This window comes from Corynebacterium wankanglinii, from assembly GCF_013601005.1.
GTDB lineage: Bacteria > Actinomycetota > Actinomycetes > Mycobacteriales > Mycobacteriaceae > Corynebacterium > Corynebacterium wankanglinii.
Genome location: NZ_JABFED010000005.1, coordinates 143,786 through 157,088 on the forward strand (window position 1 = coordinate 143,786; position 13,303 = coordinate 157,088).

Here is a 13,303-nt window from a genome sequence, read left to right on the forward strand (position 1 = left end):
CTGCACGTTGCCGCGCGAGGCTAACGCCTGCGGCTTAGCGGCGGGTGGTCACAACCTGCTTCTCGTCGCGGTTGAGCACGGAGCGTGCACCAGCGGTACCCGCGAAGGCGGAGATCACGGCGCCGAGGAGCAGGCCAGCGAAGGTCCACCAGGTTCCCTCAGCGGCATCGTCGGAGTACTCGTTGTACGCGTCGCGGGCCTGGTTAGCAGCGTCGTTGGCTGCGTCGCGGGCCTGGTTTTCTGCGTTGTTGAGATCATCCTGGGTTACGTTGTCCTGCACGGTGTTGGATGCGTCCTGTGCATCCTCGCGGGTCACGTTTGCGGCGTTGCCAGCGGTCTCGGCGAGGGTGCCGGTGACGTCGCCGAGCACGGAGCCCAGGCCGCCGATGATGGAGGAGCCCAGCCAGCCAGCCAGGATCAGGGATGCGATGAGCGAGGTGGCCCACGTGCCCAGGCCGTGGAACAGGCCAGCGCGCACGCCGAGGGCACCGGAGACGTAACCGGCCGCCGCGAAGGCGATAGCCAGGGAGATCAGCGCGAAGATGCCGGTGGCAAGGCCGCCGGAGCCCTGCAGGCCCATCGCAGCTGCACCGACGCCGAGCAGGATCATGATGGCCAGGAAGGTCACCACGCCAGCGAAGATCGCGCCCCAGGACACATTGCCGTTGGACACCTCGGTGGAGTCGGTGCCGATCCAGGCCTCTTGGCCGATGTGCTGGTCGTCGTCGGCGACGGTCTCAGCGCGCACAGCGGTGCTGGAGGTCACCGGGCGGCGGGTGGTGCGCTCTGCGCGGCGCGGGTTCTGCGGAGTAGTCATGAAACAAACCTTTCTTACGAAATCAATGACAACTCACGCGACAATACGGCCTAGATACGATCTTTGGGTCGCATTTCGATAACGCTTGGCAAACAAAATGGGCTCGTCGATAAGCAATTGCCTATCGGCGAGCCCAAGGCCCGCAACCGGACTATCCGAACTCGATGGTTGCCGCCCCACCGATGTGGCGGAGGTTGGACTTAGCCAGGTTGAACAGGCGGCCGACGCCACCTTCCAGGAAGGCGGTGCGTGCGCCCGACTTGGTGAAGCCCTTCATCATGTCCCAGGTGATCCCCGGCGGCAGCGAGAGCGCCTCGGGGTCGGTGACAATGTCCACGAGCACCGGGCCGTCGTAGGCAAGCGCTTCCTTCAGTACCGGCTCGAGATCGTCCGGGTCCTCGATGCGGAACGCCTTGATGCCCACGCCCTTGGCAATCTCGGCGTAGTTGGCCTGCTCATGATCGGTGCCGAAGTACGGCATGCCGGCCACCATCATCTCCAGCTTCACCATGCCCAGCGAGGAGTTGTTGAAGCAGATGACCTTCACTGGCAGCTGGTGCAGCTTGATGGTGAGCAGCTCGCCCATGAGCATGCCCAGGCCGCCGTCGCCGGACCAGGAGATCACCTGGCGGTCCGGGAACGCGGCCTGCACGCCGATGGCCATCGGCAGCGCGTTGGCCATGGTGCCGTGGAGGAAGGACGCGGCTTCGTCGCGCTTGCCGTTGGGGGTGAGGTAGCGCGAGGACCACACGTTGCACATGCCGGTGTCCACGGTGAAGTAGGCGTCATCGTCGGCGAGCCTGTCCAGCACAGAAGCGGCGAGCTCGGGGTGGATCGGCTTCTTGGACTCCGCTGCCTTGTGGGTGTAGCTCTTCACCACATGCTCCAGCAGCTGGTAGTGGCGCTTGAGCATCTTGTCCAGGAACTTGCGGTCCTTCTTCTCTTCGATGTGGGGAAGGATGTTTTCGATGACGCTCTTTACGTCGCCGACTACGGGGTAGTCGACCTTGGTGCGGCGGCCGATGTGGGCACCGTTGATGTCGATCTGGGCGACGTTCTCATCCGGCAACCAGTCGGTGTACGGGAAGTCGGTGCCGACCATGATGAACAGGTCGGACTCCTCCATTGCGTCCACGCAGGCGCCGTAACCGAGCAGGCCGGACATGCCTACGTCGTAAGGGTTGTCGTACTCGAAGTACATCTTGCCGCGGAAAGAGTGGCCGATCGGAGACTTGATCTTCTCTGCAAGCGCGAAGACCTCATCGCGTGCATCGCGCGCACCATAGCCGCAGAACAACGTGACCTTGTCGGCCTTGTTAATAGCCTCCACGAGGCGGGCAGCCTCGTGCGGATCCGGGTAGACACGCTTGTTCGCGCCGGTTGCGTACACGGAATCCGCGGTGTGCGGGCCCTCTGCCGTGTCGGCGGCGAAGACGTCGCCCGGCACGACCATCACGGACACGCCGTTGCCGGCCAGGGTGTTCTGCAGCGCGTTGTGCAGCACGCGCATGCCCTGGTCCGCCTCGTGCACGACCTCGCAGTACGAAGAGCACTCCTGGAACAGCAGCTCCGGGTGGGTCTCCTGGAAGAAGGAGGAGCCGATCTCAATCGTCGGGATGTGGGACGCGATGGCGAGCACCTTCGCGCCGTTGCGGTGGGATTCGAACAACCCCTGAACGAAGTGGGTGTTGCCCGGGCCGCAGGATGCGCCGCACACCGCAAGCTCGTCGGCGGCGAGGGAATCGGCGCCGGCGGCGAAGGCGGCAGCCTCCTCGTTGCGCACGTGCACCCACTCGATGTCGCTTTGACGCACGGCGTCAGACAGCGGGTTGAGCGAGTCGCCCACCAACCCGTAAATCCGCTTGACGCCTAAGTCCTCCAGGCGGTGTACAACCTGTTCAGCGAAATTTGGCATTGTCTTCAATTCTCCTCAAAAGGTGGTTTCTTTCGGTGCACGCCATGGTAACTACATTCCTGCAGGACGGTCGGCGCGCTGTTGCAAAGCAGACACAAAGGATGGATCTGTGAAGTAATCGCAGTGCCCGCCCCGAACTCCGTGCACCGGCTCGCCGCCCCAGCCTACATACGACGGCGACGCGCCGAGGGCTGCCGACGGGCCGGACCGCAGCAGCAGGATTGGATCGGTGGGGGAATCGACCACGTGGATCGTTGATTCTGGCCCGGCGAGCATGAGCTCTGAGGAGTGTCCGCCGGAAACGCCTGCGCTTCCGAGGAGCCAGAGGTCATCCGCAAGCAACCCGTGGTCCTTCGCAGCCTTGGTGGCCAGCAATGTGCCGTAACTGTGGGCGATCACGGTTTTCTGCGCCTCCGGGTACCGCTCCTCCAGCGCCGCCTGGAACATAGCCAAATCATCGGCGCCCGCGTGCGCGCGGTGAGGTGAGAGCGCATCTGTCAATAACGGAGGCGGGGCATAACCCTGCCACACCACCACCGCCGCGCCGGTCTGCTCCGACAGGTACTTCGCTTTCTCTAGCTCGCCCGCCAACTGGGAGGGTTTGCCGGTGGTGGCGCCGGCGACCATGGTGATCACCCGCGCCGGGTCGACGGCATCGCCGACGATGACCGTGGTTGCGTAAGGCCCTGCTTCCAGCACCACCCCGCCCGCGGCTTCTACCACCTCCAAGGTGGATGCGGGCACGGTCTGCGCGTGCCTCGCGTGGAGCGATTCCAAGGCTTCGTCGGGGTGGGCGAACAACGGGTCGTAGACCTGCTCCTTCTTATTCGCGCCAAGAAGCGAACGCGACAACTGCAGATCCAGCATCATCGACATCGCGTTGAGCCACAGCACGCCCCGGGAGTGAAAGTGTTTCGCGGCGAAGGCCGCCGCTTCGTCCAGCTCCTGCTGCATCCGGGCGGCGGTGTCAAGCACGCCCGCGGCCGCGGTGAGTCGGGCGGCGCTGGCGCTCAACGACGCCTCGCATTCCGCCAACCGTGCCGAGGAAGCGTCGCAGGCAGGCCCGCGGAACCCGGATTGTGCAAGTGCCGTCGCAGAAACCGGGGCATACGTGGCGCGTTCCGTCGCTGAAGTCGCAGCCAAGCGGACCAAATCCGCCGCAGTGCGCAATTCGTCTGTATCGAGTGCGGGGGCGTACATCATGGCGCCAACACCTCGCCGAGGTGGGCATCCACCCGCTCTACTTCAGCGGCAAACGCGGCGACTTCAGTCAGGTGCGTGGTGATCCGTGTGGTGATGGCGTGGATAAGTGTGTGCTCTTTGTCCTGCATCGACGCGAGCGCGATGGAGGAGTGGGAGGGGCGCAGGCGCGCGGCAGGAAGCGCTGGGAAGCTCCGGATACAACGCTGCGCGGCCGAGGCGGTGTGTGTAGTCAGTTCGATGAATGTCATGTGCACGACAATCTACGAACGCAACAAGCGATTCAATAGGGCGCGAGCAATCTGTGGATAACTGCGCAGTTTCGCACCTAGAGTTATCCACATGAAGATTGCGCTGTTGCAAATCGCCTCCGGCGGCGACAAGATGAGCAATTTGGCCATGATCACCCCTTTGATCCGTGATGCCGCTGCGAAAGGGGCCACCCTCATCGTCCTGCCCGAAGGGGCCAGTCAGGCCTTTGAACAGGGGCGGCTAGACACGCAGGCGGAAGATTTGGACGGGCCATTCGCCACCGCCTTGCGCAGGCTCGCCGGGGAGCTGGGAGTGACCGTCGTCGCCGGCATGTTCCGCCCAGCGGACAAGAGCACTGTGGATGGCAAGGAGCTCAACCGCGTATACAACACCGCACTCATTACCGGCGACGGAGTGCACAAGGGCTACGACAAGATCCACACTTACGACGCGTTCAGTTACAAGGAATCCGACACGGTGCGCCCCGGCGAGGAGCTTGTCACGTTCGTGCACGAGGGGGTCACGGTGGGCGTGGCCACCTGCTTCGACATCCGCTTCCCCGAACAGTTCCAGCAACTTGCAGAGCGCGGCGCGCGGGTGATCGTGGTACCCACAAGCTGGGCCGACGGTGACGGCAAGGTGGAGCAGTGGCGCGTCCTCACGGTCGCGCGCGCCCTCGACACTGGGGTGTTCATCGCGGCGGCGGGGCAGGCGCGGCCCGATTACGAAACCAAGGCTGGCGAGCCATCCGGCCCCACCGGCGCTGGCCACTCCGTGGTAGTGGGCCCGACGGGCCTGCGCCTGGCGGAGGCCGGCTACGGCCCCGAAACGCTCGTCGTGGACATCGACCCGGAGGATACTGCGGAGGCGCAACGGCAGCTGCCGCTGGCCGCGATGCGCAAACGCAGCGTCATGCGTTAAGACCGGCCGGCAGCAGTTAGAACCACCCCGCAGGAGCGTCGTAGGCGACAACTTGAACGTTGTCCGCTCCGGCTGCATGCAGGGACGCAGCAATGCTCGCTGCGCGTTTCTGGCTAGCGCATATGATCACCGCGCGGCCCCACCACATCCCGGCGCCAGAGACCACCTGCTCGAGCGTTGCCCCCACCCGCGATTCCACAACCTGCGTCAATTCGAGCCAGTCCTGTGTGGCGGCGAGCGCATCCAACGCGGCGGTGTCGTACAACTCGCTGGGCTCAACTGCACCAATTACGGCGTGCACCTCTGGTGGCTGCTCCTGCTCCAGGTAGTGGAATAGCAAAGCCTTTGCCGCCGCGAAGCCGCCGTCTGCGGCAATGAGGAGCAGTGGCCCGTCCAAATCGCCACGTACCCCACCCCTCGGTGCTCCCAAAGTCAGCCACTGCCCAGGGGCCACCGGAACCCGGCCGGGGACGTGGAACTCCAACTGCCCAAACGCATTAGACGGCAGCGCCGGCACCAGAGAAATCCACTCCCCGGGGCGCGACGGCGACATCACGGGAATGACTTGGCCGGGGCAGTAGCGTACCTGAGAGCCCGCCTCCAGCCGCACCACCTGGACCTCCCCGTGATCCTCCATGCTGGTCACCTGCGCCGCAGTGGCGGCGGGCACGCCCTCGTAGTCGAGCGTCGACGCCGTCTCGCGCATAATCTCCGCCGCTTCGGAGAGCGCGGCGAGGTCTGCCCTGGCGTCAGCGTGATCGTCGGCGACGAAGGAGCTGACGGAGCTGATTGCGTCGATAAGCAAGTGCACCGCTTTGGGGTACTCATCGGCCGGAAAACCGGTGCGGCGCAGGTCCGACGCCAACGCCTTCAGACGATCCGACACCTCCGCAGGGGAATATTCGAGCACGGATAACGCGGCGCGGATGAGCATCGGCGGCATCTCATCGCCTGGCGGCAGCATCATCTCCGCCTGCGGGTACGCCTCGGTGAATCGGCCGCGCCAGGCTTCGCTGATCTCTGGGCCGCGGGTGCGTATTAATGCTGTGTAGTCGGCGGAAGACATAAAAACAGGTTACCCAGCGCTTGTGGGATAGAGTTGCACGCGGTTTTAACGTGATAAGTGGATAGAAAAGAGGTGCCGCGATGGATTTCACCCCGTATACGCTGCTCACCGACATCGGATGGATCTCCGTCCTCCTCATCGTCGGCAACATTCTCCGCAACCGCCTGAAGGTGCTGCAGGCGCTGCTCCTCCCGGCGCCTATCACCGCGGGTCTTCTGGGCCTGCTGCTCGGCGATGAAGTCCTCGGTGTCATCCACTGGTCCAGCCAGGTGGGTACGTACACCACGCTGCTCATCGCGGTGGTGTTCGCCTCCATGGCGTACTCCATGGAGCTCGGCGGCTCCGTCGCCTCCGGTGCGCGCAACATGTGGGGGTATTCCACAGCGATGTTCATGGGCCAGTGGGGCCTGTTTGTGCTGCTCGGCGTGTATCTGTTTGCACCGTTGTTCGGCACCGAGCCCTGGTTCGGCATGATGCTGCCAGTCGGCTTCGTCGGTGGCTTTGGCACCGCCGCGGCCGTGGGTTCCGCCCTGGAGGAGATCGGTATCGAAGGTGCCTCTTCTATTGGTTTTACCTCCGCCACCGTGGGCACGCTCGTCGCCATTGTGGGCGGCGTGATCATGGCCAACTGGGGTATCCGCAACGGCAAGGCCTCCCAGCTCGCCGGCACTTTGCCGGAAGACTTGCGCACCGGCTACATCACCAACGAGGCCGAGCGCCCCTCCATCGGCAAGGCCACAACCAACCCGTCTTCTATCGAGCCACTGGCCCTGCACGCGGGTTTTATCGTGTTCACGGTACTGATCGCGTACACGGTCAACGGGTTCATCAAATCCCAGTGGTCCAACGTGTCCATCCCGTTGTTCGCCATGGCCTTTGTTATCGGCCTGATCGGCCGCTTGCTGCTTAAGCTCGCGGGCCGCCCGAACTACCTGGACAGCTCCACCATCAACTCCGTATCCGGCGCCGCTACGGATTACATGATCGCCTTCGGCATCGCCTCCATCGTCCCTGCGGCCCTCGCAGGCTACTGGCAGGCGCTCGTGCTCATGTTCGTCCTCGGCACGGTGTTCTGTGTGGTGTGGATGTTCTGGGCCGGCCCGACCTTCTTCGGCGACAAATGGCTCGAGCGCGGCCTGTTCGGCTGGGGCTGGGCCACCGCCGCGGTGGCGACCGGCATTGCGCTTTTGAAGATGGTGGACCCGAAGCTCAAGTCCGGCACGCTCAACGAGTACGGCGTAGCCTACGTCGGCTTCGCGCCCTTCGAAATCGGCACCACCATCATCGCGCCGATCGCGGTCATCGCGGGGTTTACGGTCATGTTCGGCTGGATCGCCTTCGCAATCGCGCTCGGTGTGGTGGTACTTGCTTACGCGATGAAGTGGGTGCCCGTCAGGACATCGTCGTAGAGCATTGTGCTTATCGACGTCTATAGGGGCCCTGCGATATGCAGGGCCTTTCGCGCATTGAGCCGACCCTGCGCAACTTTTTTCGCATTGACAGGAACAGACTCAACTTCTCGTGCGTTACACCTAATGCGAAACACACATTAGGCAAGAAAGGACCATGGATTCATGGCGAATAAATACACGCAGAAGACGCAGGAGGCCCTGCAGCAAGCACAGATGCGCGCCTCTGCCGCCGGCAACCCGGAGATGCGCCCGGCGCATGTGCTGGAGGCGCTGCTGAAGCAGGAAGACGGCATTGCCGCTCCGGTACTGAAGGCCACGGGCGTGGACCCGGAGACGGTCGCGCGCGAGGCCGGCGAGCTGATTGGCACCTACCCCAGCGCACAGGGCCAGAACATGGCTAACCCGGGCATCAACCGTGACCTGCAGACTGCTCTGCAGCACGCGCAGGATCTTGCGGGCGAGCTCGGGGACGAGTTTGTGTCCGCCGACGTCCTCCTCGCCAGTATCGCGAAGGGCAACGACGACGCGGCGGAGCTGTTGACCAAGCGCGGCGCCACCTTCGACGCGCTGAAGGAGGCCTTCTCCTCCGTGCGCGGCGGCAAGACGGTGACCTCCGAGAACCCGGAAGACCAGTTCCAGGCGCTGGCGAAGTACTCCACCGATCTGACCGCGCGTGCGCGCGAGGGCAAGATCGACCCGGTGATCGGGCGCGACTCTGAGATCCGCCGCGTGGTGCAGGTCCTGTCCCGTCGCACGAAGAACAACCCGGTGCTCATCGGTGAGCCGGGCGTGGGCAAGACCGCGATTGTGGAGGGCCTGGCACGGCGCATCGTGGCTGGCGACGTCCCTGAGTCGCTCAAGGGCAAAACACTGATCTCGCTGGATCTGGGCTCCATGGTCGCGGGTGCGAAGTTCCGCGGCGAGTTCGAGGAACGCCTCAAGGCTGTGCTCGACGAGATCAAGGAATCCAACGGTCAGATCATCACCTTCATCGACGAGCTGCACACCATTGTTGGCGCCGGCGCGTCCGGCGACTCGGCCATGGATGCTGGCAACATGATCAAGCCGCTGCTCGCCCGTGGGGAGCTGCGCCTGGTTGGCGCGACCACGCTAGACGAGTACCGCCAGTACATCGAAAAAGACGCAGCGCTGGAGCGCCGCTTCCAGCAGGTCTACGTCGGCGAGCCGACGGTGGAGGACACTATCGGCATCCTGCGCGGGCTCAAAGAGCGCTACGAGGTGCACCACGGCGTGCGTATCCAGGACTCGGCCCTCGTGTCCGCCGCCGAGCTGTCCAACCGCTACATCACCAACCGCTTCTTGCCGGATAAGGCCATCGACCTTGTCGACGAGGCCGGCTCGCGCCTGCGCATGCAGATCGACTCTTCCCCGCAGGAGATCGACGAGCTCGAACGCATCGTGCGCCGCCTGGAAATCGAGGAGATTGCCCTCCAAAAGGAATCCGACGCCGCCTCCCAGGAGCGTCTGGAGCACCTGCGCGAGGAACTCGCGGACCAGCGTGAGCGCCTCGGCGAGATGAAGGCCCGCTGGGAAAACGAGAAGGCGGAGGTGAACAAGGTCCAGTCCGCGAAGGAGGAGCTCGAACGCCTGCGCAACGAGTCTGAGATCGCGGAGCGCGAGGGCGACTACGCCAAGGTCTCCGAGCTGCGCTACGGCCGCATCCCGGAACTCGAAGCCGAGGTTGCGCGCGCGGAATCCGAGGCCAGCAACAAGACCATGCTGGAAGAAGAAGTCACCCCGGACATCATCGCGGACGTCGTGTCCTCCTGGACCGGCATCCCGGCGGGTAAGATGATGCAGGGCGAGACCGAGAAGCTGCTCAACATGGAGTCCGTGCTCGGGGAGCGCGTGGTGGGCCAGAAGGAAGCCGTGGTTGCGGTCTCCGACGCGGTGCGCCGCTCCCGCGCCGGTGTGGCGGACCCGAACCGTCCGATCGGCTCTTTCCTCTTCCTCGGCCCCACCGGTGTGGGTAAGACGGAGCTGGCCAAGTCGCTGTCGGAGTTCCTCTTCGACGATGAATCGGCCATGATCCGCATCGACATGTCTGAGTACGGCGAGAAGCACTCCGTCGCGCGCCTGGTCGGTGCCCCTCCGGGATACGTCGGCTACGACGCCGGCGGCCAGCTCACTGAGGCCGTGCGCCGCCGCCCGTACTCGCTGGTGCTTTTCGACGAGGTGGAAAAGGCCCACCCGGACGTCTTCGACGTGCTCCTGCAGGTGCTCGACGAAGGGCGGCTGACCGACGGCCAGGGCAGGACAGTGGACTTCCGCAACACCGTGGTCATCCTCACCTCCAACCTGGGCGCCGGCGGCAACCGCGAGCAGATCATGGAGGCGGTTAAGCACCACTTCAAGCCGGAGTTCATCAACCGCCTCGACGACGTGGTGGTCTTCGAGTCGCTGAGCCAGGACCAGCTCGTCGGCATCGTGGACATCCAGCTCGAAGGGTTGGCCGAGCGCCTCGCCGCCCGTCGCCTGACGCTGGATGTGTCGGATTCGGCCAAGAGCTGGTTGGCGGACCGTGGGTACGACCCGGCCTACGGTGCCCGCCCGCTGCGTCGCCTGATCCAGCAGGCTATCGGCGACCGGTTGGCCAAGAAGCTGCTCGCCGGAGACATCCGCGACGGCGACACCGTCCACGTGGATGTGGCCGACGGCGGTGAAACGCTCGACGTCTCCGCTGCATAGTTCTCCACAGCTGCGAGGGGCTGGGATTCTCCCGGCCCCTTTTTGTGCCCGTCTCGGTGGCTAGATGCTTACCCGAGGGTGCTTATTGCCCGCCGTCGATGAATGGGGCCCAAAATCGGGACGTCGAGGAGTAAGCACCCTGGAGTAAGCATCTAGCCCCGGTAAGCATCCTGGAGTAAGCATCCTCCTCCCGAAAACTGCTCCTGACCAGCCCAATAAAAGGTATGTTGAAGGCGTACCCCCGGTTCGCTGGAAAGGAGCGCTCCATGTCCACCCCAACCGAAATGAGAGCAGCCGTCGCCGAGCAATTCGGTTCGACTGTCAACGTCAAAGAGATTGATCTGCCCACCCCGGGCCCATTCCAGGCGCTGGTGAAGCTGCACGCCAGCGGCGTGTGCCACACCGACCTCCACGCCGTTGAAGGTGATTGGCCAGTCAAGCCCCAGCCGCCGTTCGTCCCCGGGCACGAGGGTGTCGGCGAGATCGTCGAGTTGGGCCCGGGCGAACACTCGGTCGAAGTCGGCGACATGGTGGGCAACGCTTGGCTGTGGTCTGCCTGCGGCGAGTGCGAGTTCTGCCGTACCGGTCGCGAAACCTACTGTAAGCAGGCTCAGTACGGCGGCTATACGGTAAACGGCTCGTTCGGCCAGTACATGCTGGTGGACACCCGCTATGCACCGCGCATCCCCAAGGGCGCGGATCCGGTAGAGATCGCTCCGATCCTGTGCGCGGGCGTGACCGTCTACAAGGGGCTGAAGGAGACTGGCACGAAGCCGGGCGAGTTCATGGTCATCTCCGGTATCGGCGGTCTCGGCCACTTGGCGGTGCAGTACGGCGTCGCAATGGGCATGCGTGTCATCGCGGTAGATATCGCCGACGACAAACTCGAACTGGCCAAGGAGCTCGGCGCTGAGTTCGCCGTCAACGCGGCTACCACGGATCCCGGCGAGGCGATTCAGGAGTTCACCGGCGGCGGCGCCCACGGCATCCTCGTCACTGCCGTGCACACCGATGCGTTCGGCCAAGCCATCGCGATGTGCCGCTCCAACGGAACCATCGTGTTTGTCGGCCTGCCGCCGGGGGACTTCCCGGCACCGATTTTCGACATCGTCTTGCGCGGCATCACGATCAAGGGTTCGCTCGTTGGCACGCGCCAGGACATGGCGGAGGCGATCGACTTCTACGCCCGTGGCAAGGTCAAGCCGCACGTCACTGCTTGCGAGCTTGACGACATCAATGATGTCTTCGAAGACATGCGGAACGGCAAAATCGCCGGCCGGATCTCCATCAAGTACTAATCAGCGAGATAATCGGGGAATGACCGAAGTTGTTCATACCCCGGAAGCACTACAACAGGCCCTGGCTGCCACGCGCGAAAGCGCCAGCCAGGGCCCCGTCTCCCTCGTTCCCACCATGGGCGCGCTTCATGAAGGCCACCTCACCCTGGTGCGTGAAGCGCGCAAACTCGGCAACCCCGTGGTGGTAAGCATCTTCGTCAACCCGCTGCAGTTCGCGCCGGGTGAGGATTTGGATGCGTACCCGCGGACGTTGGAGGAAGACGTGGCCAAACTCGAGGCGGAGGACGTTGCCGCCGTGTTCGCACCAACGCCCGAGACGATGTACCCGCACGGTCCGCGCACCACGGTCCACCCGGGCCCGCTGGGGTCGGTGTTAGAAGGCAAAACTCGGCCGACCCACTTCGCGGGTGTGCTGACGGTGGTGGCGAAGCTGTTCAACCTCACCGGCGCCACTGACGCGTTTTTCGGTGAGAAGGATTACCAGCAGCTGGTGCTGATCCGGCAGATGGTGGATGACCTGCATTTGCCTGTGCGCATCCACGGCTGCCCGATTGTGCGCGATGCCGACGGCCTCGCGCTGTCCTCGCGTAACCGCTACCTCTCCGCCGCGGAGCGCGCCACCGCGCTGGCCATCCCGCGGGCGCTAGCAACCGGCAGCCTCGCCAAGGCGCGCCAGCTTCTCGACGCCACCGAAGGCCTCCACCTCGACTACCTCGTCACCACCGCGCCGGACCTCTCCGAATTGCCCGTCGGCTACACCGGCCCTGCCCGGATGTTGGTGGCCGCGAAGGTGGGCACAACGCGGCTGCTGGATAACGCCCCGATCGAGGTAGAAGCCCCCACAAACTAGAACGCGTGCTCGGGGCCGGGGAACTCGCCTTGGTGCACCGCGCGCTTGTACTCCGCGGCGGCGGCTGCCAAGTCTTCGCCAACAGTGCCGAAGCGGCGCACGAACTTTGCCCTGTGGTCGCCTGCGGGAAAGTCCGCCATGTCGTGCCAGACCAGCACCTGCGCGTCGGTACCGCTTCCTGCGCCGATGCCAATGGTGGGGATGGGGCTTTCGGCGGTGAGCTCGGCTGCCAACTCCGCGGGCACCATCTCGAAGACCACCATGTCGGCGCCGGCGTCGACGACGGCCTGGGTGTCCACCCGCAGCCGCTCCGCCCCGGCGTCGCGGCCTTGCACCTTGAACCCGCTTAAGTTGTCCACGGACTGCGGGGTGAACCCGACGTGGGCGCACACCGCCAACCCTGCGTCTTTGAGTGCACGGATGCGCGGGGCGATACGCTGCCCGCCCTCCAGTTTCACCATGTGGGCGCCGGTGCGGTGCACTAGTTCGGTGGCGGTGCGCACGCATTGTTCGTCGCTGGCCTCGTAGCTGCCGAAGGGCAGGTCCATCACTACCAGGGCATTGCCGGCGCCGCGGACGACCGCAGCGCCCAAATAGGCCATCTCGTCCACGGAGACCTGGTTGGTGGTGTCGTAGCCGTAGACCACGTTTGCGGCAGAGTCGCCGACCAGCAGGCACTCGATGCCGGCCTGGGAAAACACGCGGGCTGTGGCGTAGTCGTACGCCGTGAGCATCGCCCACTTTTCCCCGTCGGCTTTCTTCCGTGCAAGGTCCGCGACCCGCACTTTCTTCGTGGGAGCAAGGTAACCAGTCACGCTTGCAGTCTAGGCCCCGCCAGTGCCCACCCGGCACTCTGAAGCGTT

General features: G+C 64.5%; 11 protein-coding genes. 5 read left to right on the forward strand and 6 right to left on the reverse strand.

Translation table 11 applies throughout. The annotated features are described in order from the left end of the window. Positions 1-34: 34 nt before the first annotated feature. From HMA55_RS08070 to HMA55_RS08085, 4 genes are all read right to left on the reverse strand, one after another. On the reverse strand, positions 35-817 hold the full coding sequence (locus HMA55_RS08070) for a hypothetical protein (protein WP_181192534.1): 783 nt from the start codon (positions 815-817) through the stop codon (positions 35-37). 151 nt (positions 818-968) lie between these two features. Next, the gene (locus HMA55_RS08075) at positions 969-2,732 is read right to left on the reverse strand and encodes a pyruvate dehydrogenase (protein WP_181192535.1); all 1,764 of its coding nucleotides are present in this window, start codon (positions 2,730-2,732) and stop codon (positions 969-971) included. A 51-nt stretch (positions 2,733-2,783) separates the two neighbouring features. Next, positions 2,784-3,935 carry an alpha/beta hydrolase gene (locus HMA55_RS08080; protein WP_181192536.1) on the reverse strand — a complete coding sequence of 384 codons (1,152 nt, stop codon included), beginning with the start codon at positions 3,933-3,935 and terminating at the stop codon, positions 2,784-2,786. Then, the gene (locus HMA55_RS08085; RefSeq protein ID WP_181192537.1) at positions 3,932-4,183 is read right to left on the reverse strand and encodes a hypothetical protein; all 252 of its coding nucleotides are present in this window, start codon (positions 4,181-4,183) and stop codon (positions 3,932-3,934) included. Before HMA55_RS08085 ends, HMA55_RS08080 begins: the two co-directional genes overlap by 4 nt. Positions 4,184-4,274: 91 nt before the next feature. On the opposite strand from HMA55_RS08085, the gene HMA55_RS08090 reads away from it, so the two are divergent. Then, positions 4,275-5,105, forward strand: a complete 831-nt coding sequence (locus tag HMA55_RS08090; protein WP_181192538.1) for a carbon-nitrogen hydrolase family protein — start codon at positions 4,275-4,277, stop codon at positions 5,103-5,105. A gap of 16 nt (positions 5,106-5,121) precedes the next feature. On the opposite strand, the gene HMA55_RS08095 is transcribed toward HMA55_RS08090, so the two are convergent. Then, positions 5,122-6,171: a ferredoxin reductase domain-containing protein gene (locus HMA55_RS08095; protein ID WP_181192539.1), complete on the reverse strand. Its 1,050-nt coding sequence runs from the start codon at positions 6,169-6,171 to the stop codon at positions 5,122-5,124. Positions 6,172-6,251: 80 nt separating this feature from the next. Between HMA55_RS08095 and HMA55_RS08100 the strand changes: the two genes are divergently transcribed. The 4 genes from HMA55_RS08100 to panC all read left to right on the forward strand — a co-directional run bounded on the left by HMA55_RS08100 (position 6,252) and on the right by panC (position 12,440). After that, complete coding sequence (locus HMA55_RS08100; protein WP_181192540.1) at positions 6,252-7,580, forward strand: sodium/glutamate symporter; 1,329 nt, start codon at positions 6,252-6,254, stop codon at positions 7,578-7,580. 165 nt (positions 7,581-7,745) lie between these two features. Further along, a complete protein-coding gene (gene clpB, locus HMA55_RS08105; RefSeq protein ID WP_181192541.1) occupies positions 7,746-10,292 on the forward strand; it encodes an ATP-dependent chaperone ClpB in 2,547 nt (848 codons plus the stop codon). Positions 10,293-10,558: 266 nt separating this feature from the next. Beyond that, a complete protein-coding gene (gene adhP / locus HMA55_RS08110) occupies positions 10,559-11,590 on the forward strand; it encodes an alcohol dehydrogenase AdhP (protein ID WP_181192542.1) in 1,032 nt (343 codons plus the stop codon). Between the two features lie 19 nt (positions 11,591-11,609). After that, positions 11,610-12,440 (forward strand): pantoate--beta-alanine ligase, encoded by an 831-nt coding sequence (gene panC / locus HMA55_RS08115; RefSeq protein ID WP_181192543.1) that lies wholly within the window; start codon positions 11,610-11,612, stop codon positions 12,438-12,440. Here the strand turns inward: panC and panB are convergent. After that, a complete protein-coding gene (panB, locus tag HMA55_RS08120) occupies positions 12,437-13,255 on the reverse strand; it encodes a 3-methyl-2-oxobutanoate hydroxymethyltransferase (protein ID WP_181192544.1) in 819 nt (272 codons plus the stop codon). The genes panC and panB overlap by 4 nt on opposite strands. Positions 13,256-13,303 lie beyond the last annotated feature (48 nt).

Bases quoted from the DNA above. Each gene is read 5' to 3' on its own strand.
- HMA55_RS08070 (WP_181192534.1), bottom strand. From the start codon at position 817: ATGACTACTCCGCAGAACCCGCGCCGCGCAGAGCGCACCACCCGCCGC.
- HMA55_RS08075 (WP_181192535.1), bottom strand. From the start codon at position 2,732: ATGCCAAATTTCGCTGAACAGGTTGTACACCGCCTGGAGGACTTAGGC.
- HMA55_RS08080 (WP_181192536.1), bottom strand. From the start codon at position 3,935: ATGATGTACGCCCCCGCACTCGATACAGACGAATTGCGCACTGCGGCG.
- HMA55_RS08085 (WP_181192537.1), bottom strand. From the start codon at position 4,183: ATGACATTCATCGAACTGACTACACACACCGCCTCGGCCGCGCAGCGT.
- HMA55_RS08090 (WP_181192538.1), top strand. From the start codon at position 4,275: ATGAAGATTGCGCTGTTGCAAATCGCCTCCGGCGGCGACAAGATGAGC.
- HMA55_RS08095 (WP_181192539.1), bottom strand. From the start codon at position 6,171: ATGTCTTCCGCCGACTACACAGCATTAATACGCACCCGCGGCCCAGAG.
- HMA55_RS08100 (WP_181192540.1), top strand. From the start codon at position 6,252: ATGGATTTCACCCCGTATACGCTGCTCACCGACATCGGATGGATCTCC.
- clpB (WP_181192541.1), top strand. From the start codon at position 7,746: ATGGCGAATAAATACACGCAGAAGACGCAGGAGGCCCTGCAGCAAGCA.
- adhP (WP_181192542.1), top strand. From the start codon at position 10,559: ATGTCCACCCCAACCGAAATGAGAGCAGCCGTCGCCGAGCAATTCGGT.
- panC (WP_181192543.1), top strand. From the start codon at position 11,610: ATGACCGAAGTTGTTCATACCCCGGAAGCACTACAACAGGCCCTGGCT.